Source organism: Yokenella regensburgei ATCC 49455 (genome assembly GCF_000735455.1).
GTDB lineage: Bacteria > Pseudomonadota > Gammaproteobacteria > Enterobacterales > Enterobacteriaceae > Yokenella > Yokenella regensburgei.
Genome location: NZ_JMPS01000086.1, coordinates 1 through 22,045 on the forward strand (window position 1 = coordinate 1; position 22,045 = coordinate 22,045).

The 22,045-nt window shown below is 55.5% G+C and carries 15 protein-coding genes; 12 read left to right on the top strand and 3 right to left on the bottom strand.

Annotated elements, in window-relative coordinates:
* The 3 genes from GYRE_RS21560 to GYRE_RS21570 all read right to left on the bottom strand — a co-directional run.
* Positions 1-4,061, bottom strand: a 4,061-nt coding sequence (locus tag GYRE_RS21560; RefSeq protein WP_051861014.1) for an RHS element core protein, incomplete at its 3' end; no start/stop codon positions are given.
* Between the two features lie 55 nt (positions 4,062-4,116).
* Complete coding sequence (locus tag GYRE_RS21565; protein WP_038258333.1) at positions 4,117-6,192, bottom strand: type VI secretion system Vgr family protein; 2,076 nt, start codon at positions 6,190-6,192, stop codon at positions 4,117-4,119.
* Positions 6,193-6,405: 213 nt separating this feature from the next.
* The gene (locus GYRE_RS21570; RefSeq protein ID WP_038258336.1) at positions 6,406-6,924 is read right to left on the bottom strand and encodes an Hcp family type VI secretion system effector; all 519 of its coding nucleotides are present in this window, start codon (positions 6,922-6,924) and stop codon (positions 6,406-6,408) included.
* A gap of 638 nt (positions 6,925-7,562) precedes the next feature.
* Here GYRE_RS21570 and tssB point away from each other — a divergent pair.
* From tssB to tssA, 12 genes are all read left to right on the top strand, one after another.
* A complete protein-coding gene (tssB, locus tag GYRE_RS21575) occupies positions 7,563-8,066 on the top strand; it encodes a type VI secretion system contractile sheath small subunit (RefSeq protein ID WP_038258339.1) in 504 nt (167 codons plus the stop codon).
* A gap of 291 nt (positions 8,067-8,357) precedes the next feature.
* A complete protein-coding gene (gene tssC / locus GYRE_RS21580) occupies positions 8,358-9,830 on the top strand; it encodes a type VI secretion system contractile sheath large subunit (RefSeq protein WP_038258342.1) in 1,473 nt (490 codons plus the stop codon).
* Positions 9,827-10,243 (top strand): type VI secretion system baseplate subunit TssE, encoded by a 417-nt coding sequence (gene tssE / locus GYRE_RS21585; RefSeq protein WP_038258345.1) that lies wholly within the window; start codon positions 9,827-9,829, stop codon positions 10,241-10,243. Before tssC ends, tssE begins: the two co-directional genes overlap by 4 nt.
* Positions 10,244-10,247: 4 nt before the next feature.
* Entirely contained in the window at positions 10,248-12,101 is a 1,854-nt protein-coding gene (tssF, locus tag GYRE_RS21590; RefSeq protein ID WP_038258348.1) for a type VI secretion system baseplate subunit TssF, read from the top strand.
* Positions 12,065-13,153 carry a type VI secretion system baseplate subunit TssG gene (gene tssG, locus GYRE_RS21595; RefSeq protein WP_038258351.1) on the top strand — a complete coding sequence of 363 codons (1,089 nt, stop codon included), beginning with the start codon at positions 12,065-12,067 and terminating at the stop codon, positions 13,151-13,153. The genes tssF and tssG overlap by 37 nt, the downstream gene beginning before the upstream one ends.
* A gap of 23 nt (positions 13,154-13,176) precedes the next feature.
* Positions 13,177-14,466 (top strand): type VI secretion system-associated FHA domain protein TagH, encoded by a 1,290-nt coding sequence (gene tagH, locus GYRE_RS21600; RefSeq protein WP_038258354.1) that lies wholly within the window; start codon positions 13,177-13,179, stop codon positions 14,464-14,466.
* Positions 14,467-14,489: 23 nt separating this feature from the next.
* Positions 14,490-14,996, top strand: a complete 507-nt coding sequence (gene tssJ / locus GYRE_RS21605; RefSeq protein ID WP_373896513.1) for a type VI secretion system lipoprotein TssJ — start codon at positions 14,490-14,492, stop codon at positions 14,994-14,996.
* Between the two features lie 2 nt (positions 14,997-14,998).
* On the top strand, positions 14,999-16,330 hold the full coding sequence (tssK, locus tag GYRE_RS21610) for a type VI secretion system baseplate subunit TssK (RefSeq protein WP_038258360.1): 1,332 nt from the start codon (positions 14,999-15,001) through the stop codon (positions 16,328-16,330).
* Between the two features lie 4 nt (positions 16,331-16,334).
* A complete protein-coding gene (gene icmH / locus GYRE_RS21615) occupies positions 16,335-17,099 on the top strand; it encodes a type IVB secretion system protein IcmH/DotU (RefSeq protein ID WP_038258363.1) in 765 nt (254 codons plus the stop codon).
* 8 nt (positions 17,100-17,107) lie between these two features.
* Complete coding sequence (gene tssH / locus GYRE_RS21620) at positions 17,108-19,828, top strand: type VI secretion system ATPase TssH (protein WP_038258366.1); 2,721 nt, start codon at positions 17,108-17,110, stop codon at positions 19,826-19,828.
* The gene (gene vasI / locus GYRE_RS21625; protein ID WP_038258369.1) at positions 19,825-20,574 is read left to right on the top strand and encodes a type VI secretion system-associated protein VasI; all 750 of its coding nucleotides are present in this window, start codon (positions 19,825-19,827) and stop codon (positions 20,572-20,574) included. The genes tssH and vasI overlap by 4 nt, the downstream gene beginning before the upstream one ends.
* A 4-nt stretch (positions 20,575-20,578) precedes the next feature.
* Positions 20,579-21,988 carry a type VI secretion system protein TssA gene (tssA, locus tag GYRE_RS21630; RefSeq protein ID WP_038258372.1) on the top strand — a complete coding sequence of 470 codons (1,410 nt, stop codon included), beginning with the start codon at positions 20,579-20,581 and terminating at the stop codon, positions 21,986-21,988.
* The last annotated feature ends 57 nt before the right edge of the window (positions 21,989-22,045 follow it).

Sequence of the window (22,045 nt, forward strand, 5' to 3'; positions counted from 1 at the left end):
CCTTTGCTACAGGTCAACACCAGATTCATTGGGTCTCTTTCGCCATCCTTTATCATAGATTCAGCGACATCTTTAACACATGCAGAACCTTTCTCTGCTGCAGTCGCTGCTCCGAAACTCGTTCCAGCCATAGCAAATATTGTTGAACCTACTGATATACCAAGAGTATATTCAGATAGTGGATTATATACGTTATGCATATTTTCCATATTATGTATCACTCCAGTCGCTTCTTCTGATGGTAGATAAGTCACTGCTGAGTCAGCCTGCTGGCAATAGTGACTAAACCCATCACCAAAGGATCCAATTCCCTGTAACCCTAATGGGTCTACCCTTGTAACTGGATTAAGCGGATATTGATACAGATTCCACCCTCCTTTCAACCCTATCGGATCCTGGGTGATATACCTCCCCAGCCCCGGGTCGTAGTACCGGTGGCGGTTATAATGCAGCCCTGACTCCTCATCATACTGTTGCCCCGGCAGGCGTATCTGTTGCTCCAGGTGCGCCGGGTTCTCCTCACTCAGCTGGTTTCCCCATTCGTCATACTCCGCACGCCAGGCCAGTGTGTTATCCGGGCTCACCAGCGCCAGCGGCAGACCACGATGGTCGCAGTGATAAAGATGGATTTTCCGCTCCGGCTCATCGTACGGCTCCAGCTGTCCCGCCATCTGCGCCACCGTCAGCCCGCATCCCGCCAGCCACTGCCGGCTCTCCTCACTTACCGCGTTACGTCTCAGCTCTCCTTCCAGCCGGTCCAGCATCGCCGTCAGCGCCGCCGGGAACGGTACTTTACGGCCATCCTCGCTGCCCTCCTGCGCCAGCTTCTCCGCCAGGCTCCGGTGCTGCGCCTTCGCCTGTTCAGCCGCCTCTGTTTCAACGCGTACCAGCGGCGTGAAGCTCCCCGGCGCGTACACCGTCTGGATACGGCTCTGCGGTGTCTGCACCGTCGTCAGCCTGTCGCCCTCCCAGCCGTACCACGTCTCATACGCCGTGCCCGACAGCGCCGTCCGCGTGTCGCTCCAGTGAACGGGTTCGCGCTTCCATATTTGTTTACCCACACGGCGACCCAGCGGATCGTAGATATACCGTCCCTCCATCTGTGTCTCACCGCTCTGCGTGCGTATGTAGTGCACCAGCCGGTGCTGGCTGTCGTATTCATACCGGTGCGTCCGCTCGTCGTTCATCCGGATAACCCCTTCCGGGATACGGTCCGTCTTCTCCGTCAGTCTTCCGTAACGGTCATAGCGGTACCGATACTGTGCGTCCTCCGTGATGCGGTTATTCCCCCATGCCTTTCTGCTGCTGTCAGGATAAAACTCCGGGTCCGGCAGCCGGTTTCCTGCCGGGTCGGTGGCATATGGCAGGGTAATGTCCAGATTAGCGGTGGTGGTGTGCACGCCAGTTAATCGCCCGCTATCGCTGTAGCGATATTCCCGCATCTGCTGCGGCCCGCTGATGCGCACCAGCCTGCCGCCCTCATCGTAACCGTATTCACGGTTAAGCTGCGGCTGCGTCAGGTACTGTTGCCGGAGCTGACCGCTCGCGGAGTATGTGGTGCTCTGTTCGTAAGCGTCCGTGCCTGTGCCGAACCGCCGCTGCACCTCCCGGTGCAGTCTGTCCCGCCTGTACTCTACCAGCGGCATATCCCCCAGCTTCATTCCCGCCAGGTAACCGCTGCCGTAGGTCAGCCACTCCACCGGCGGCAGACCATCCGGCTGAAACCGGTTCGCCAGTCCCTGCTCACTGTATCCCTGTAACGTCTCATGCTGCCATAACAGCGCATTCGTCTGCGGGTCACTCACCGTCTGCCGTTCGCTGATACGGCGGCCCTTGTCGTCATAACCGTAATGTACCGCTACCCGCTGACCTTCGCTGATATGACTCAGCGCTGTCAGCCAGCCCTGTTCATTATACTGCCAGCGCTCAGCCTCCTGGCCATTAACGGTACGGTGCGTCAGCCGGTCTGCGTCATCGTAGTGCCAGTGTGTGACCAGGTCTTCATCCTCGCTGCACACCATCTGTCCGGTCTCGTCATAGCCATACCGCTGCGTTCTCCCGTCAAAGCCCGTCTGCTGTATGAGGCGGTCCAGTTCATCCCAGGTAAAGTCGCTGTGGCTCCCGTTCTCATTCGCCAGCCGTGTCACCCGGCCTGCGGCATCGTATTCCATCCGCCGCGTCAGCCCGCCCTGCGTGGTAATCAGTACTTTTCCCCGGCTGTCATACTGCATTTCAGTCCGACTTCCGTCCGGGCCAGTGACGGTGGTGATGTCACTCGCCTCGTTATAGTCATAGCGGGTTTCGCGGTCCTGATTATCTTTCTGGCTCACCAGCCTGCCGCGGTTATCGTAAGTCCGGTACAGGCTCTGCCCTTCCTCACGGTGGACGGCTGTCATCCGGCCAGAGCGGTCATACTCATACCGCGTTTCATACCCCGAACAGTCGGTAAACGCCAGCAACTGCCCGTAGCCATTCCAGCGCATCGTCCTGTTGCTGCCCGTCGCGTCCTGCACCGCAGAGGGGAATTCATCCTGTGGATTATCATAGCGGTACTGCGTCGTCTCACCGGTACGCGACGTCTCCGCCGTCAGCCTGCCTTTATCATCGTACTCCCGCGTGTTCCTCAGCCCGTCCGGGTATGTGGTGGACGTCAGCTGCCGCTGGCTGTTGTAACCATAGCGTACCGTCCTCCCATCCGGCCCCGTCACCGCCGTTACCAGCCCCGACGCCATGTGCAGGCTGTACTTCGTCCTTCGCCCCGCCGCGTCAGTCCGCGCCTTCAGCCTTCCCATCGGGTCGAACTCGCTGCGCGTCACGCTGCCATCGGCATATTCCTTCATCACCACCCGCTTCAGGCCACCTTCACCCTCTGTATGCAGTACCTCGCGTCTTCCCAGGCTGTCGGTGATGGTGACGCTGTTTTTCTCATACGCATAGCGGTAGCTTAGCCCTCCCGGATTTAGCTGTTCCATGACGTGCCCTGTCTCATCATAGCGGTAGCGCATCGATGGCCTGCCCGCAAAACCGTGGCCCGTCATCCGCCCCGGATGCTCCGCGTCATACACGAAGCTGCGGACCTGTATCCCACCACGATCGTACACCGCCAGCAGCTCACCCCGCGGCGTGTACCCGTAGCACGACAGCATCACCGGCTCCTGCTCTCTCTCCGTGTCCGGCTCGTGCGTCAGCCATATCTGCGAGAGTCGGATACCCTTGTCCGTTCCGTATTTCGTGGCGGGCAGCGTCTCCGGGTATGCCGATACTAAAGCAGGGTCTGACTGACGGGCCGCCTCCGCCCGCTGCGCCTGTGTGCTCAGCACCAGTTGAAAGCGCCGCCCCGCTCCGTCCGTCACCCCGGTAATATTCCCAGCCAGTTCACCCTCTGCGGCGCGCTGATACACCAGCCTCCGCCCGTAGCGGTCCGTCAGCCCCGTCAGCACCCGGTACAGCGGCAACCGCGCAGGCAGCACCTCATCTGCACCAGGCACCCGCTCCGCCCATCCCAGTATCCACCACGGTCCCTGCAGACTGTTTGTCGCCAGGTACGTATTCGGACTCTGCCTGATATCTTCCGGAAGCTGCTGCCAGAGACCATGCAGCGGGTTGCTTTTATCCAGCGCCGGCACCCCGCACCGCGCCAGCCAGAACGACTCGCTGCGACTGAAGACAGACTCGCCCGGCGACAGCGGCTCAAAGTGAATGCTCCGGCCACCGTTATCGTTCAGTATCAGTTCCCGCTCAAGGAGTTGCAGACGCATATCAAAGGGGGCTTTCCAGCCAGGGCCGAAGATGCCCACTGGGGCGGGCGTCCGCGTCCGGTAACTGCTGTAAGAACGGGAAAACACAAATGGCAGCGGGCCGGGCAGGGCAAAATCTGTTTCGCCGGGCAGTACCTTCGCTCCCAGCAAAGGGTTTACCGGCGGACCGTAGGTGATGCCGCCCGGACACACTGAACACGCCACTCCCGTCGGCGCGCCTATCAATACTCCCGCCGACCCCTGGACTATCTGGCCTCCCATCTGAGTCATGTCACCCAGACGCGCCGCTGGTTTTCCGTTCATGTTATGCTCCTTAACACCCTTTTATTACTTTTTACTGGCGTTGTTATCAGACAGGTTATTTCGGCGCATCCGGCACGGTTTCTGTTGCACCACAGTTCCAGTTGATCATCAGTGCATCACCATTGACGCTTTCCACACCTTCCAGATCAATTTTTGTCCCATTGAGAAAAATTTTTCCGTCTTTCTTCATTACCAGCCTGGCCTGACCACAACGAAGCTCCAGATGCTCACCAGCAGAATAGATGGCTGTCTCCCCGGTACTGTCCAGTCTTGTTTTCCCCACTGAGAAGGTGACGTTGTTCCCCACATTAACGCTGTATCCCATCCCTACCATCAGCGATTTATCCAGCCCCACTTGTGAGGACTGCATCATCGCCACCGAGGTATTCATCATGCCGCCCACCATAGTCTGATATGCCAGCCCCACATTCAGGGCGCGGGCAATCCCCACTTTTTCCACCTGATTTAATCCCACCTTGATAACCTGGTTGCTGCCCACCGTCTCCACCTGGTTGACACCAACATTCTGGATCTGATTATTGGTGACAGAGATCATCTGATTATTGCCAATGGTTTCAGCATGGTTATTCGTCACATCAGTGGTACGGTTGTGCAGGACTTCGGTATTCATGTCCTTCTGCGCGTGCATCGACAGCAGTTCCTGGCCGGTTTTATCCTCAAACATCAGTTCGTTATACCCGCTGCCCATATAGGTCTTTGAGCGGATGGTCATCTGCGTCTTCGTCCCAGGCAGCCCGCCCGGTGGCGGGTTATCCGCGTGATACGTCCGCCCCATGATGATCGGCTGGTCCGGGTCCCCGTTCAGGAAGTCCACTATCACCTCCTGCCCCACCCGCGGGATTGCCAGGTTACCGAACCCCGGCCCCGCCCACGCCTGCACCACCCGTATCCAGCACGAGCTGTCCTGGTTCGCTGGGTTATACCGGTCCCAGTTAAACTTCACCCGCACCCGACCATGCTCGTCGCAGAAGATTTCCTCCCCCTCCGGACCCGTCACCACCGCCGACTGCGGGCCGTCCACTGACGGCTTTGCCTGCGGAGCCGGACGCCACGTCCTGTCCGCCGGGATCACCGTAAAATCATTCTCAAGGGTGGTCCCTGAACCGGAACGCCCCGCCGCCGCCTGCGGCTGCTTCCCCTGCAAATCGCTGCTCACCACCTGCCATTCCCGGTTCAGGCCCGCGTGCGGGTGTCCCGTCAGCCGAAGACGCCGTCCCGGCCAGATTTCCGGCGAGCGGCTTTTTCCCTGCGCCTCTTCGGCATTATTGCGCCATCCCTCCACCTGCCAGCGGGCGAACTTCTGCCCGTGCCCGTCCTTGAAGCGCCCCGGATAGTCAAACACCTCATACTGCGTGCGCTGGTAATCCTGGTTCTGTCCCTGCTCCTCAAAACGCCCTGCCCAGCCGGGGCGTTTAAAGGTGTAGTCTTTGGCAACGACGGACGAAGGGCGGATTTGCGCGCTATGGCGGAACTGGCTGATGCACGGCGTGCTCACTTCGGTTCGGGTATTCGGGTTCCACGGGATGTCAAACGCCTCCGGCAGAAAGCGCACCGTGTCGCCTATCACCAGGCTCTGGTCATCGCTGTCAGGCGAGTGCTCTTCGTAGAAGAACAGCCCTTCCTCCGCCGCCATCCGCGTCAGAAAGTCATAGTCCGTTTCACCGTACTGCACGCAGAATTCCCGCGCCGGATGCGCCTCGCTGAACAGCGGACTCCAGTCCGTCACATCGTTTTCCTGCAATATCGTCCCCAGGATGCTTTTAATGTCCTCATTCTGGAAAATACGGGAGTTCTGCCGCAGTGCGGCGCGCCACAGCGGCGGGCGGACTCTCATGCTGTACAGCATCTGGTGTCCGTCGTTTTCCCCCTGCTCGAACCAGGTCACAATACCGTTCACCCGTCGCCGTATCTCATCGTCCTGCCAGATTTTCAGGTGCGCCGGTTTTTCCAGCACCTGAGAGAAGTCAACGCTGAGAAGCTGCTGGCTGACCAGCGAGATATCGAGGGAAAACAACCCGGAAAAGGACTGGCGCAGGTGAAAGGACTCCACGACCAGCGCATCGGGCGGCAGGCCGTCCACCTCCAGCGTGAAACGTAATCCTGTTGACATGAATAACCTCCTGAATTAACAGGGAAATGAAGCCACCGGTGCCGGACAGCGGCAAATGACAGTACAGCGTTACGCTTGTATTCAGGCACGCTACCGCCGAAGTTTCCGGCATCCGCCATCTCCCGTAAAAAACGTAGCCCCTTACTGACACTGCTTTTTATTTACGTTCCCCAACAAAAACAGCATCCCGCAAAAGCGGGATGCTGTTGATACTTACGCTTCCAGCGGCGCACGCCAGTCGTCAGCACCGGAAGTTCCTGACTTGACGTGCTCCCACTCAACCTTGCGGTAAGCCAGTGAAACTTCGAGCAACTGGGTGAACTCACGCTTTGCCGGATCCTGGCAGTGCGGCATATGAAGCTTCATATCCACAATCGTCGAATCCGTCAGGCGGGTGGTGAAGTAATGCTCCTGTTTGCCTTCGACAGAGGTACGCCACCAGTGCAGTTCAGTTTTTGGCAGCATTTCACCGGAAGCCAGCGCGTTGTACAGCAGCGGCACGGCTTTATTCAGCGCCACGGTAAAAATGAACGGCTTGTGAGAACGCTGGCCACTCGGCTGCCCGGACTGCGGATCGGTTGGTACAGTCACGTTATGCAGGAACTCCTGAACCAGCATCTCATCTTCGTGGCCCTGCACGTAGATATTGCCGACAGAATCTGCGGTGAACGCGCCAGCGGTAATATTCCCCTGGGTTTGCCCCGTAATCGAGATATAACACGGTGTTGGCATTTATAAACTCCTTGTTAATGGTTTACGACACTTACATATATCTGCCGAAAGATATCCGACAGATAAAAACAGGCGAGTTACATAAAAAACTCTGTAGTTTAAGCTCTCTTCATATGGCACTCTGAACCGTACAGCCAGAAGCTAAAAAGTCTCCACATGATGACTTAATTACATGCTGATATATTCACAAGTGATATATCAACATTCACTTCTATAAACCCACAACGATACTTCACCTATAAACAAGTATTAAATAATCACTTTTTTATCACTAGAAACCTTTATAACACCCATTTACCACCCACTCATCTTATAAATTATAATCATGAATTATAAGTTCATACCAATATCATTCACCACCAACACAATTAAATGTAAAAATCTTATAAATCAGTGAGTTATACAATCATTAAGAATAATTAAAATCTCTATTTAGTTATTTTTAATGATGATAGCCAAACCAGTAAAAATAAACAGTACGGAATAATACCTCTGTCTACCATTCGAAAAAAGTGCTTCTCAAAAAAAATTCCTCGCGTAAAATGATTGCCATGAATTTTTATATCTCACGGCATTCCATTGTTCCATGGCCTGTACGGATATGCAGAACATATAACGTAACCTGATGGATTATTTCTATGAGTAAAGATTACAACGGTAGCGTGGCACCTAAAGAACGAATTAATATTTCTTATATTCCAAAAACTGACGGAGAGCCTTCTGAGGTGGAGTTACCCCTCAATATGTTAATAGTGGGTAATACCGGTAACTCACAGGAAACAGCGCCACTTGATGAACGCCAGATGGTTTCAATCGACAAACACTCATTCAATTCAGTGATGGCAGAAGCGGCGATTAGCCTGAATTTTGCAGTTCCGGCAGCATTGAAGGACGACGCAAAAGATGGCGATGAGATGAATGTCTCTCTGGATATTAAATCCCTGAACGATTTTTCTCCGGACAGTGTGGCAAAACAGGTGCCGGAGGTGAACAAATTACTGGAGCTACGCGAAGCGCTGACAGCATTAAAAGGCCCGCTGGGTAATTTGCCTGCATTTCGCGCCCAGCTTCAGGCATTGCTGGAAAATGAAGAATCCCGCGAACAGTTACTGCGGGAAATAAGTCAGGCAGAAAACCAGTAACCACTGTTTTCCAGGGAGATTGTCCTGGAATGGGCTTGCAAAAAGACATCACCAGAACCGATGACACAATAACGCAGGCGGTGATCCGGGCTATGTATCAGTCAGACAGGCGAAATCAACACAGAAACACTGGCTGTATTAATCGCGGTGCTAGACCAGAGGATCGGATGTCTGATGGATGAAACCATCCATATCAACGGGTACCAGTAGATGAGGCCACACTGGCGGAAGGTGTTCCACTGACAGTGAAACCTGGCTCCAGAAATACAGATCAACACAAGGATTTTCAGTATGTCTTTACAGGAAGAGGAACTTGTTTCCGCCCGCACTGAACAGGGGAGCCATGCCCCGTCGCTGCTTGATGAAATCATGGCGCAAACCCGTATCCAGCCTGGCGCTGACGGTTATGATATTGCCCGCCAGGGCGTAACGGCTTTTGTTGCCAGTCTCCTGCAATCCAGTTCGCCAGTAGACCCCGTAAACAAACTGGCCGTGGACAGTATGATTGCGGACATCGACGCCCGTATCAGCCGCCAGATGGATGCTATTATTCACGCCCCTCAGTTTCAGCAACTGGAGTCGTTCTGGCGTTCAATGAAAGCCCTGGTGGACCGCGTTGATTTTCGCGAGAATATTAAGGTTAATATCCTGCATGTCACCAAGGAAGAATTGCTGGACGATTTCGAGTTCGCGCCAGAAATTACCCAGTCAGGCTTCTATAAGCATGTTTATTCCAGCGGATTTGGCCAGTTTGGTGGTGAACCCATTGCGGCGGTATTAGGCGCATATGAATTCAAAAATACCACGCCGGACATGAAACTGCTGAACTATGTCAGTGCCGTCGGTGCTATGGCTCATGCGCCGTTCCTGTCTTCCGTATCGCCGGAATTTATGGGACTAAATTCATGGACTGAGTTGCCCAATATCAAAGATCTTTATTCCATCTTTGAAAGCCCGGCCTACACAAAATGGCGCACCCTGCGTGATTCCGAAGACTCTCGCTACCTGGGGCTAACCGCACCGCGTTTTCTGCTCCGCCAGCCCTATTCCGCCGCCGAAAACCCCATCAGGAGTTTCAATTACTCCGAAGATGTCAGCCACAGCCACGAGCATTATCTGTGGGGCAATACCGCCTGGATGTTGGCCAGTAATGTGGCCGACTCGTTCGCGAAATATCGATGGGCACCGAATATTATTGGGCCGCAGAGCGGCGGAGCGGTAAAAGATCTGCCGGTACATCTGTATGAATCAATGGGCCAGATTCAGGCCAAGATCCCAACAGAGGTGCTGATCACCGACCGCCGTGAATTTGAACTGGCTGAAGAGGGATTCATCACCCTGACCATGCGCAAGGGCAGCGATAACGCCGCCTTTTTCTCCGCCAATTCGGTTCAGAAGCCCAAGCATTTTCCGGGCAAAGATGCCGAAACCAACTACAAACTGGGTACGCAACTACCGTACCTGTTCATTATCAACCGCCTCGCACACTACATTAAAGTTTTGCAACGCGAGCAGCTTGGGTCGTGGAAAGAGAGAAGTGACCTTGAGCGGGAACTTAATATTTGGGTCCGCCAGTATGTTGCTGACCAGGAGAATCCACCCGCCGACGTCCGCAGCCGTAAGCCCCTGCGTGGCGCTAAAGTTGAGGTTCTGGACGTGGACGGCGAACTTGGCTGGTATCAGGTGGCTATTTCCGCAAGACCCCATTTTAAATATATGGGTGCGTCGTTTGAACTGTCTTTAGTCGGACGGTTAGACAAGTGATACCGGAGCGCGAGAAGCCTGCCGGATCTCTGTTTGAACGTCTGGAAAACCCTCCTGCCAGAAACTGGCGGGGGGGCAGTAATATAGAAGCATTCAGACAGTCCATTCGCGACAGCCTGCGAAATATCCTGAACACCCGCTCCGGCAGTTGTCGGGGCACCCCGGGGCTGGGCATTCAAGAGCCGGAAGGGGCTGATAATTACCGCAGCGCCATGAGCCGGGCCATCGTGCAGTGCATTGAGAGTTATGAACCCCGGATCTCACACGCTGAGGTCCGGGGGGGACTTCCCCAGGCGGCCAGCCCACAGGAAATAACCTTCCATATCACCGCCTGGGTGACATTTAACGGCATCAACGATGTGCTTGAGTTTGATATGGCTCCGGACGGCAGTCAGCATTATCGGGTGGAGTAGAAAAATGGAATTCGAAGAGCGCTATTACAGGCAGGAGCTGAATTACCTTCGGCAGTTAAGCAAGCAACTGGCAACCGAAAAACCTCATCTGGCCCGGTTTCTGGCTGAAAAAGGGACCGACCCGGATATTGAGCGTCTGCTGGAAGGCGTGGCCTTTCTGACCGGCAATCTGCGCCAGAAAATTGAGGATGAGTTTCCTGAGCTGACACACGGCCTGATCAAAATGCTGTGGCCCAATTATCTGCGCCCGGTGCCGTCGATGACGCTGATTGAATACAGTCCGGATATGGACAAAACCTCCGTGCCAGTATGCATCCCCCGTAACGAACAGTTCACCATCGGTGCGAAGGGGACTCAGGGAAACCAGGTATTGTCTGCGTATTCTGGCAACGAACACGATGTCGCCCCCCCCTGTACGTTCACTCTCTGCCGGGATATCTGGCTGTTACCCGTTCAACTGGATCAAGTTGAGGATCGCAGTACGCCCCGCCATGGCATCATTGATATTACATTTGCCGTCGCACCGGGTACAAATTTCACCACTCTGGATTTGAACAGGCTGCGCTTCTGGCTGGGCAACGATGATAACTATACCCGCTATCAGCTTTATCTGTGGTTTTGTGAATATTTACAGGGTGCAGAGTTGATTACGGGCGAGCAGTCGATCTCGATGCCTGAATTTATGCTGAAAGCGGTGGGATTTGAGTCAGAGGATGCCATGCTCCCCTGGCCCGGTAATGTCCACAGCGGCTACCGTATTCTCCAGGAGTTTTTCTGCTACTCCGACAGTTTTCTCTTTTTCGATGCCTGTGGCGTTCCGGCGCTACCTGACAGGTTAAAGGAAAACCGTTTCACCCTGCGGCTGCGTTTTTCGCGTCCCTTACCAGTGGATATCCAGCTACACCACGGCTCCCTACGTTTATACTGTGCGCCCGCCATTAATCTTTTTTTCCATCATGCCGAAGCGATGACACTGGATCACCAGCGGGCAGATTATCCGCTGATACCCAGCCGCCACTATCCGGATCATTACGACATTTTTTCGGTTAACAGCGTAATGAGCCAGACGCAGGATATATTCAGAAAAAAAGAGTTTGGACAACCCGTCACCACACCTTCTGTACGTCAGTGGCCTGCCTTTGAAAGCTTCAGCCACCAGATGGAGTACAGCCGTAAACGGGAAGTGGTCTACTGGCAGCACCGAACAAAAACCTCGCTGTTTCACCGTGGCTTTGATCATGCCCTGGCTTTTATTCATGCCGATGGCAGCCACCCAGATTCCTCACGGCTAAATAATGAAGTGGTTTCGGTATCCCTGACCTGTACCAACCGTGAGTTGCCCGTACAGATCCTACCTGGCGACATCACAGGTACAACAGGTAAAAACGCGGCAGTGGCGTCATTTCGCAATATTACCCGACCCACGCCACCACTCTGGCCGGTTATAGACGGTAGCCTGCACTGGTCCCTGCTGTCCGCCATGAACCTGAATTATCTGTCACTGCTGGATGCTGATGCGCTCAAACAGGTTATAGCCAATTTTGATCGCCACGCCATTCATCATCCGCAGATGGCTCGCCTGTCACAGCAGAAGCTGGATGCCATTGAGCGGCTGGAAACCAGACCTGTTGATCGTCTGTTTACCGGGATACCGGTACGCGGTCTGGCATCCACCCTGTATATCCATCCGGGGCCGTTTGTCTGTGAAGGAGAGATGTACCTGCTGGGCGCCATTTTGTCGCACTTTCTGTCGCTGTATGCCAGCGTCAATTCATTCCACATGCTCACCGTTGTTAACACGGAAAGCCAGGAGTCATGGAAATGGGCGGAAAGAACCGGGCAACACCCGCTCATCTGAGTCCGGACGATGCTCCGGTACAGGATGAACAAAACACGTTACGGGAGAGTTTTCTTCAGGACGCCTGTGCCTGTAATTTTTTTGCCCTCTCCGAACTGCTGCACCAGTTGGCATCAGAGGGCAGCGAAACGCCTGCGTTGTCGCTGGACACTCCTCCGGCACAGGAGACCATTCGTTTCCGGGCTGATGCCAGCCTGGGGTTTCCGGTAAGTGATGTCAGCGCGCTGGAGCAGGAGACCTCCGGGCAGTTCCGGATGACCACCACCTTTATGGGGCTACAGGGCAGCCAGTCTCCCCTACCTGGTTATTACCTTGATCACCTGGCCTGGAAATCCGTGCACGAGCAAAGTCCGGTTAGCGACTTTCTGGATATGTTCAGCCATCGCCTGACACAGTTTGTCTGGCATATCTGGCGTAAGTACCGCTACCACATCAGTTTCCGTAACGGCGGCGTGGACGCGTTCTCACAGCGGATGTATTCCCTGGTTGGGCTGGGCCACCGGCAGCTACGCGACCGGCTGGCAATTAATCACAGCAAAATGCTGGCCTATGCCGGAATACTGGCGAATCCGGGACGCTCGCCGGAGATCGTCTGCTCGCTGGTCGCTCATTGTTTCGATTTAAATTTATCTGACGTGACGCTGCAAAACTGGCAACGGCGGATGGTGGAAATTGAGCCGGATCAGCAGAACAGTCTCGGATGTTACACGATTAAAAATGGCGAAAAACTGGCCTGTCGATCGGTGCTGGGCAATTTTGTTCTCGGGACGAGTGTTCCCGATCTCAGCGGTAAATTTCAGTTAAGCATTAACAACCTGAGTCGTAGGTTGTTTCTCTCGTTCCTGCCGTCAGGAGAAAACTTTTTGCCGCTGGCGATGTTTGTCTCGTTCGTCCTGCGCGATCAGCTTGCCTGGGATTTGCACCTGGGATTGGCACCGGAACAGGTGAGCACCATGCGGCTGGGCGATAACAAGAGCGCACTTCTGGGCTGGACGTCATTTCTCGGCGAGCCGGGAGAACATCCCTCAGTCACCATCCAGGTCAGGGAGTAAAAATAACCATTATGGAGCATGATATGGCGGAAGGAAAAGCGCGGCAACAGACGCTTTCACTGCATGTCGTTAACGGCAGTGAACTGGAAAGCGGGCGTGCGGCACGGTGTCTGTTCACACAGGGCGGGGATGTGGGCCACAGCAGTGAGTGCCACTGGTCGGTTCAGGACAGGCATCAAGATATTCCGGCGAAAGCGTTCACCATCAGTCTGCTTGATGGCGCATTCTGCCTGCATCCGCTGGCCGCACCACTATGGCTGAACCAGGCCAAAGTCGCGGTAGCCTCGGATTTGGTGCAGTTACGTCAGGGCGATGAGATCCAGACAGGGCATCTGATACTCCGGGTTTATCTGAACCGGGGCGGGATGCGGAATTACGACGAAGAGATGGCCACTCCTGAAACCATCGTTTCTAACCACGACATTCTGTCAGACACGTTGCTGTCCACTAACGGCACACCAGAATATCCGGGGATACCATCCCGCCACCAGCTTGCAGATACCGTTGTTAATGGCTTTTCCACCGATCCGTTGCAGGCACTTCGGACCGAAAGTCTGACCACGAGGGACGATCCTCTTACGGCGATCACGCCAGCCCGGCCCTCCGCCCCGTTGTCCGATCCGGTCACGCATGGCGGGATCAACACGCCGTTTATGGATCTGCCGTCCATGTATGCCAATCCGCAGGACGGCGATGATGACGCGACTTCACCGGCAGACGCGGCGCGGCGCCATCTCGCCATCACGCCATTGCTGCGCGGGCTGGGTGGAACACTTGCTGTACATAATACGGAGGATGCCGATGATTTTCTGGAAGAGGCAGGAAGGACATTACAGGCGGCGATTAAAGGGCTGCTTGAATTACAGCAGCGCCGCAACAGCCTGTCAGACAAGCATTTGCGTCCACTGGAAGATAATCCACTGCGCCTGAATATGGACTACGCCACCGCGCTGGATGTGCTCTTTGCCGAAGGCAAAAGCCCGGTTCATCTCGCCGCACCTTCCGCCGTCGGCGAGAGCCTGCGCAATATCCGCCATCACGAAGAAGCCAACCGCGCTGCAATTGTGGAATCGCTGCGCGTACTGCTGGGCGCCTTCTCACCACAGAGCCTGATGCGCCGTTTTGTGCAGTACCGTCGCAGCCATGAACTGCGCAAGCCGCTGGATGATGCAGGAGCCTGGCAGATGTACTGCGATTATTACGACGAACTGGCCTCCAGCCGCCAACAGGGTTTTGAGATGCTGTTTAACGAAGTGTATGCCCAGGTCTATGACCGCGTACTTCGTGAAAAACAGCGGGAGCCGGAAGCATGACCCGGTGTTTTTGCCGCACCTGGATGATGGTGATATTGCTCACCCTCACCGTAAGCGGCTGTGAGACGGCGAAAAAAATCGGCCAGGTCATCCAAAACCCGGATATTCAGGTCGGCAAACTGGCTGACCAGTCTTCACAGGTGACGATTACGTTACTGACCGAGCCGGATGCCAACATCAATGCGGACGGTGAAGCGGCGGTGGTGGACGTACAACTGGTTTACCTGAGTGATGATTCGAAATTACGGGCTGCGGATTATGACCAGCTCGCTGGTACACCGTTACCGGATGCGCTGGGGAAGAACTATATCGATCACCAGGATTTCAGCCTGCTGCCCGACACACTAAAAACCCTGCCACCGGTGAAGATGGATGAGAAGACGCAGTTTATCGGCGTGATTGCCTACTTCTCCGACGACCAGACGACAGAATGGAAGCAAATCGAACCAGTGGAAGGGACAGGTCACAACTACCGCCTGTTGGTGCATATCCGGCAGAGCAGTATTGAAATGAAAAAAGAGGATGATTAACGATGGCAACCACGCGAAACAAGGTGATGTGGCGAGAAGGGACACTGATGCGTCCGCACCATCTCCAGCAGCAACAACGTTATAACGAATATGTGAATAATCTGCGTTTCCGGGCCGTTCATGATTTATCCTGGGGATTTACGGAGTTGTCCATCAACAGCGAGTTGCTGGCACAGGGTAAAATCATGCTCGACAGCGCGTCGGGCACGCTGCCGGATGGCACGGTGTTCTCCCTTCCGGAGCAGGATGCGCTACCCGATCCGCTGCATCCGGACAGTTTCCCCGATGAAGAAAGCCGTAATGTTTATCTGGCCTTACCCGTCGCCAGCGATGTGAGAGGCGAGGTCAGTTACGGGCAACAGATCGGACGTTACCGGCTGAATGATGCCGATGTCCGGGATCTGCATTCAGAGAATGGTGATGCGCGGGCACTGACGCTGGGTCAGTTAACCCCCCGTATTATGAGCGGGGCAGACGATATGAGTGCGTATGTCACGCTGCCGTTGTGTCGCATCAAAGACAGGCGGGCAGACGGATCTCTGATGTTGGATGACCATTTTATCCCCTCCTGTCAGAACATCCATGTCAGCGCACGTCTGCGTGAATTTCTCCGCGAAGTACAGGAAGCGGTCGGTGGCCGGGCCAATGACCTGGCTAACCGCATTGGTTCTCCAGCGCAAAGTGGTATTGCCGATGTGGCGGAATTTATGATGCTGCAACTGCTCAACCGTAACCAGACCCGGTTCACCCACCGCGCCCGCAGACCACAGCTTCATCCGGAAGAGTTTTATCTCGATCTTGCCGGGCTGCTTGGCGAACTCATGACATTTACCGAACCGTCCCGACTACCCTGTCCACTGGATGTCTATGATCACCGCAATCTGACGGACACATTTAAAACACTGTTGCCGGAAGTGAAGCGAGCACTGCATACCGTCCTGTCGCCCAGGGCGGTTAACCTGCCGCTGCATCTGCGCGATGGCATCTGGCAGGCTGATGTACATGACTCAGCTCTGTTGCAATCGGCCACCTTCGTACTGGCGGTGGCGGCGAAAATGGAGACCTTGCAACTCCAGCGCCAGTTTATCCAGCAGTCAAAAATTTCCTCACCGGAAAAAATTCGCAACATGGTCAGCGTGCAAATCCCGGGTATCCCGCTGCATACGCTGATGGTGGCCCCCCGCCAGCTTCCGTACCATGCCGGTTTCAGCTATTTCGAACTGGACAAGAGCGGTGCAGCCTGGGCGGATGTGGCGTCCACAGGTGCCGTCGCCCTGCATGTATCCGGTTCGTTTCCGGACCTGAATATGCAACTGTGGGCTATAAGAGGATAAGGCGATGGATGAGCTGTCACTGTCCTTGCCCCCTTTACCCGGATACGAAAGCGAAGGCCCCCGCCAGTACCAGCTTACGCTGCGCGGTAACAGCCTGAACCCGATGATCGACGCCGCCACGCCGCTGCTGGGGATGGTGATGCGTGTTGCGGGGATGAACAGCCATGCCATGCCTGAACACCTGTTCACTCAAGTAGTGACCGATGTGCAGGCGGTGGAACAGTTGCTCCAGGAGCAGGGCTATGAGCCTGGCGTGATTATCTCGTTTCGTTACATCCTATGTACCTTTATTGATGAAGCGGCACTGGGTAATGGCTGGTCCAACAAGAACGAATGGATCAAACAATCGTTACTCGTGCATTTCCACAATGAAGCCTGGGGCGGTGAGAAGGTCTTTATTCTGCTGGAGCGCCTGATGCGCGAGCCAAAACGATACCAGGACCTGCTGGAGTTTTTGTATATCTGTTTTTCGCTGGGCTTTCGCGGGCGTTATAAAGTTGCGCCTCAGGATCAGGGGGAGTTTGAGCAGATATACCGCCGCCTGTATCACGTCCTGCATAAACTGCGCGGTGATGCGCCCTTTCCGCTACTCCACCTGGATAAAAAAACCCAGGGCGGACGCTACCAGCTCATTAAGCGACTGACCATCCGGCATGTTCTGTCCGGCGGCATCGTTGTGCTGGCGCTGTTTTATCTGTTCTATCTGCTGCGTCTGGATGGCCAGACGCAGGACATTCTTCACCAGTTAAACCGGCTGCTCGCCAGGTAAGGACACATATGATCCAGATTGATTTGGCCACACTGGTAAAACGGCTTAACCCCTTTGCGAAACAGGCTCTGGAAGCCGCCGCCTCGGAGTGTATGAGCCAGCAGGCGGCAGAAATCACTGTCAGCCACGTACTGATACAGATGCTGGCTATCCTGCGCAGCGATTTACGGGTAATTACTGAACGTGCCGGAATCAGCCCCGATGATTTACGCCAGGCGCTAACAGTGGAAAATTACGCCACAACCCGTTCAGTGGATAACTATCCGTCGTTTCCCCCCATGCTGGTTGAATGGCTGAAAGAGGCCTGGCTGCTGGCGTCTGCTGAAATGCAGCAGACAGAGCTGCGTGGTGGTGTCCTGCTGCTCGCCCTGCTCCACTCACCGCTGCGCTATGTGCTGCCTTCCGCTGCCCGGCTACTGACCGCCATTAACCGCGACCAGCTACAGCAGGATTTTGCCGGATGGACGAAAGCGTCCGCTGAATCCATGGTGCTGAATGCCGACGGACAGATCGCCAGCGCCACAGCCGATACCGCCGACAGCCTGCTTGCCCGCTACGCCAGAAACATGACCGATGATGCCCGCAACGGCAAACTCGATCCGGTATTGTGTCGCGATAATGAAATCGACCTGATGATAGACATTCTCTGCCGCCGCCGTAAAAACAACCCGGTGGTGGTCGGTGAGGCAGGTGTCGGCAAAAGCGCGCTGATCGAAGGACTTGCGCTGCGCATTGTCGCCGGTCAGGTACCGGACAAGCTCCGCGATACCGATATTATGACCCTGGATCTTGGCGCACTACAGGCAGGCGCATCGGTGAAAGGCGAGTTTGAGAAGCGATTTAAGGGGCTGATGGCGGAGGTCATTCAGTCACCGAAACCCGTTATTGTGTTTATCGACGAGGCCCACACGCTGATTGGTGCAGGCAACCAGCAGGGTGGGCTGGATATCTCTAACCTGCTAAAACCCGCGCTGGCGCGCGGCGAGCTGAAAACCATCGCTGCCACCACCTGGAGCGAATATAAAAAATACTTCGAGAAAGACGCCGCCCTGTCGCGTCGTTTCCAACTGGTAAAAGTACGCGAACCCAATGCTGCCGAAGCCACCATTATTCTGCGTGGCCTGTCGGCGGTGTATGAGCAATCCCACGGCGTGCTGATTGACGATGAAGCGTTACAGGCAGCGGCGACGTTGAGTGAGCGTTACCTCTCTGGTCGTCAGTTGCCGGATAAAGCCATCGATGTACTGGATACCGCCTGTGCGCGGGTAGCGATTAACCTTTCCTCCCCGCCGAAGCAGATTTCCGCGCTGACTACCCTGAGCCGCCAGTGTGAAGCGGAGATACGCCAGCTTGAGCGCGAAATCCGCATCGGTCTGCGGTCAGACACCCCACGGTTGATTGAAGTGCTTGTGCAGTATGACGAAACGCTGACCAAACTGGATGAACTGGACGCGGCATGGCATCAGCAGCAGCAGGTGGTACAGGAGATTATCGCGCTGCGTAAGAGGCTGCTGGACGAATCGGAAGCGACCAGCGAAGAAGATAACGCTGTGGCTGTGGATGAGCCGGTAACCGGAGAGCCGGAACCTGAAATCCCCCCGGCAATGCGCCTGGCGCAGTTAACCTCTGAACTGGAGACTCTGCACCATACGCAGCTACTGGTTTCCCCGCACGTCGATAAAAAGCAAATCGCCGCCGTCATTGCCGAGTGGACAGGCGTGCCGCTTAACCGTCTGTCGCAAAACGAAATGTCAGTCATCACCGATCTGCCGCAGTGGCTGGGCGACATCATCAAAGGCCAGGATCTGGCGGTCAAACACCTGCACAAACACCTGCTTACCGCACGCGCCGATCTGCGCCGTCCGGGGCGACCGCTCGGCGCGTTCCTGCTGGCCGGTCCCAGCGGTGTGGGCAAAACCGAAACCGTGCTGCAACTGGCGGAACTGCTCTACGGCGGTCGCCAGTACCTCACCACTATCAATATGTCGGAGTTCCAGGAGAAACACACCGTCTCGCGCCTGATTGGCTCCCCGCCGGGCTATGTCGGCTATGGTGAAGGCGGCGTGCTGACCGAAGCCATCCGTCAGAAACCGTATTCCGTGGTGCTGCTGGATGAGGTGGAAAAAGCCCACCCTGACGTGCTTAACCTGTTTTACCAGGCCTTTGATAAAGGCGAGATGGCCGACGGCGAAGGCCGTCTGATTGACTGTAAAAACATCGTCTTTTTCCTCACCTCCAACCTTGGCTATAAGGTGATTGTCGAACATGCAGATAACCCGGAAACCATGCACGACGCGCTGTATCCGGTGTTGGCGGATTTCTTCAAACCTGCGCTGCTGGCACGCATGGAAGTGGTGCCGTATCTGCCGCTGTCGCGTGAAACCCTTTCCGTCATTATTGCCGGAAAGCTGGCGCGGCTGGACAACGTGCTGTGTACCCGCTTCAGCGCGGAGGTAATGATTGAGCCGGAAGTGACTGACGAAATCATGCAGCGCGTCACCCGCGCTGAAAACGGCGCGCGGATGCTGGAATCGGTTATCGATGGCGAGATGCTGCCGCCACTGTTCCTGTTGCTGTTGCAGAAAATGGCGGCGAATACGGCAATTGCCCGCATCGTGCTGGGCGTAACGGACGGTGCGTTTACCGCTGAGGTAGAAGATGCACCTGATGACAGCCTGTCAGATAACATGCAGCCTGAACCGGAAACAGAGGACGAAACCGTTCTATGAGCAGAATGCAGACGCCCCTGATCATGATGCTGCTACCGGGATTATTTTCCGGCGCAGTACTGGCGGAAACACCTGCAAAACAGGCGGTTGCCGTATTGCCAGGGACTATGGTGCCACTACAGGGGGTTGCCGTACCGGAAACCAGCGCACAGACAACGTTCAGTGCCATGATGGCCTGTCGCCGGGAACCTGCTGCGCTAGAGCGTCTTGACTGCTATGACCATATTCTGGCCCCGGAGCAACCCGGCTTTGATGGTGCGCTGGTAAAGGCCAGTTATGAAGGTGAAGGCTGGAAGCGGGCCTTCACTCAGGAAAAACAGCGTTCGGACAACTCCACCACACTGATGATGACGCAGAGCGGTGGAGAACGGCCAACGGTGATTATCACCACTCCCGCTATCGGCAACGTACCGCCGCGCCCCGTACTGATGTTCAGTTGTGTGGATAACATCACCCGAATGCAGGTGGCGCTGACCCATGCCATGACACCTGACGACATCGCAGTGACGCTGACCACCGACAATGGACGTTTTCAGTCACACTGGTTTATCCGCGAGAACGGTTATCTGCTGGAGGCCAGCCGGGGTTTATCCGGCATTGACGAAATCAAACAGCTTTTCGGTGCAAAGACTCTGACCATCAACACCGGTACGGACGATACTGCCGGGAAACTGACATTTAACATTGACGGGCTGGCGAAAACCATCGCGCCGCTACGCGACGCCTGCCACTGGGCGGGAGAGTAACACTATGGAATTACGTGACCCGGATATCTGGATTTCGCACCTGCTGGAAAATCTGTCGGAAGACAAACTAACCTCCGCGCTGAAAGATGATAATCCTGACTGGGAATATATCGACGGAGAAATGCTTAAGCTCGGTTCGTTGGCTCACAGTCAGCTGGATATCCCGGAAATTCAGCGCCGGGGGCTGGTACTTCTGTCCTCGGAGAGCAAAGATTTTCGCCTGCTGGCGCACCTGTTGCGCACCCTGCAATACGCTGGTGATCCGCTGCTGGCGCTGCGCTTACTGGCGTTGTATGTGGAACATTTCTGGACGCTGACCGCACCACAAAATGTCGTACATAAACAGCGCATTGCCGCTCAGGTTATCAAACGCTTTGACGCCGGCGTGGGGGGTTTCGCAGAAAATGGAGACACCACACAGCGCGACAGCCTGCTGGCGGAGCTGGCAAAACTGGCACAGCGCTGGCAGGAACATAATGTTCCGGTGCTGGCACAGGCCGTGGATGACCTCTCGTCGCAGTATCGCCGGGCATTTCACAGGGCAGCCCCTGTGCAGTCTGCGCTACCCTCCGCCGGTTCACCTCCACTCACTGCCCCTCCGCCCTCTTCTGCATCGGCGACGGCGTCTGCTATCGCCGCTGTCCCAACCGTCGATATTGAAAGCCATGATGACAAAGCCTGGCGCAACACGCTGCTGAAAGTCGCCGCCATTCTCTGTGAGCGCCAGCCGGATTCGCCGCAGGGTTACCGCCTGCGGCGCTATGCGTTATGGCAGACCATTACATCCGTACCCCAGGCGGAAAGCGACGGGCGGACACCACTGGCGGCGGTGCCTGCTGATATGACAGCCGATTATATGACCCGACTGAACAATGCCGATCTGGCGCTCTGGCAGCAGGTTGAAAAAAGTCTGCTTCTGGCCCCGTACTGGCTCGAAGGCCATTACCTTTCGGCGCAGACCGCGCAACGCCTGGGTTATGCTAGCGCGGCAGAAGCCATCCGGGATGAAGTGGCCCGTTTTCTCACCCGCCTGCCGCAACTTGCCACCCTGCGGTTTAATGACTGCACGCCGTTTATGAGCGAGCAGACAAAACAGTGGCTGGCGACGTCTCCGGACCGTCAGACAGCCCCGATTGTGCGGACCGGCGAAGACACAGAGGCTGTCCGCCAGTGTTTCAGCGAGCAGGGACTGGAAGGCGCGCTGCAGTACCTGGAAAAGCTGGCGGAAGGCGATCCGCGCGATCGGTTTCTCCGGCAGTATCTTGGTGCGCAACTGATGGAAGACGCCGGAATGGTGCAGCTTGCACAGCAGCAGTATCGGATGTTGTTTAAAGCAGGGCTGCGTATGACGCTGGCTGACTGGGAGCCTTCCCTGCTGGAGCAACTGGAAAAAAAATTCACGGCAGAAAAATAATAAAGTAACAAGGAGTTACCGTGTTCAGATTACCAACCCCTCGACTGTTCAGCAGTC

Excerpts from the sequence above, each read along its gene's own strand:
- GYRE_RS21565 (WP_038258333.1), bottom strand. The coding sequence starts at position 6,192 with ATGTCAACAGGATTACGTTTCACGCTGGAGGTGGACGGCCTGCCGCCC.
- GYRE_RS21570 (WP_038258336.1), bottom strand. The coding sequence starts at position 6,924 with ATGCCAACACCGTGTTATATCTCGATTACGGGGCAAACCCAGGGGAAT.
- tssB (WP_038258339.1), top strand. The coding sequence starts at position 7,563 with ATGAGTAAAGATTACAACGGTAGCGTGGCACCTAAAGAACGAATTAAT.
- tssC (WP_038258342.1), top strand. The coding sequence starts at position 8,358 with ATGTCTTTACAGGAAGAGGAACTTGTTTCCGCCCGCACTGAACAGGGG.
- tssF (WP_038258348.1), top strand. The coding sequence starts at position 10,248 with ATGGAATTCGAAGAGCGCTATTACAGGCAGGAGCTGAATTACCTTCGG.
- tssG (WP_038258351.1), top strand. The coding sequence starts at position 12,065 with ATGGGCGGAAAGAACCGGGCAACACCCGCTCATCTGAGTCCGGACGAT.
- tagH (WP_038258354.1), top strand. The coding sequence starts at position 13,177 with ATGGCGGAAGGAAAAGCGCGGCAACAGACGCTTTCACTGCATGTCGTT.
- tssJ (WP_373896513.1), top strand. The coding sequence starts at position 14,490 with ATGATGGTGATATTGCTCACCCTCACCGTAAGCGGCTGTGAGACGGCG.
- tssK (WP_038258360.1), top strand. The coding sequence starts at position 14,999 with ATGGCAACCACGCGAAACAAGGTGATGTGGCGAGAAGGGACACTGATG.
- icmH (WP_038258363.1), top strand. The coding sequence starts at position 16,335 with ATGGATGAGCTGTCACTGTCCTTGCCCCCTTTACCCGGATACGAAAGC.
- tssH (WP_038258366.1), top strand. The coding sequence starts at position 17,108 with ATGATCCAGATTGATTTGGCCACACTGGTAAAACGGCTTAACCCCTTT.
- vasI (WP_038258369.1), top strand. The coding sequence starts at position 19,825 with ATGAGCAGAATGCAGACGCCCCTGATCATGATGCTGCTACCGGGATTA.
- tssA (WP_038258372.1), top strand. The coding sequence starts at position 20,579 with ATGGAATTACGTGACCCGGATATCTGGATTTCGCACCTGCTGGAAAAT.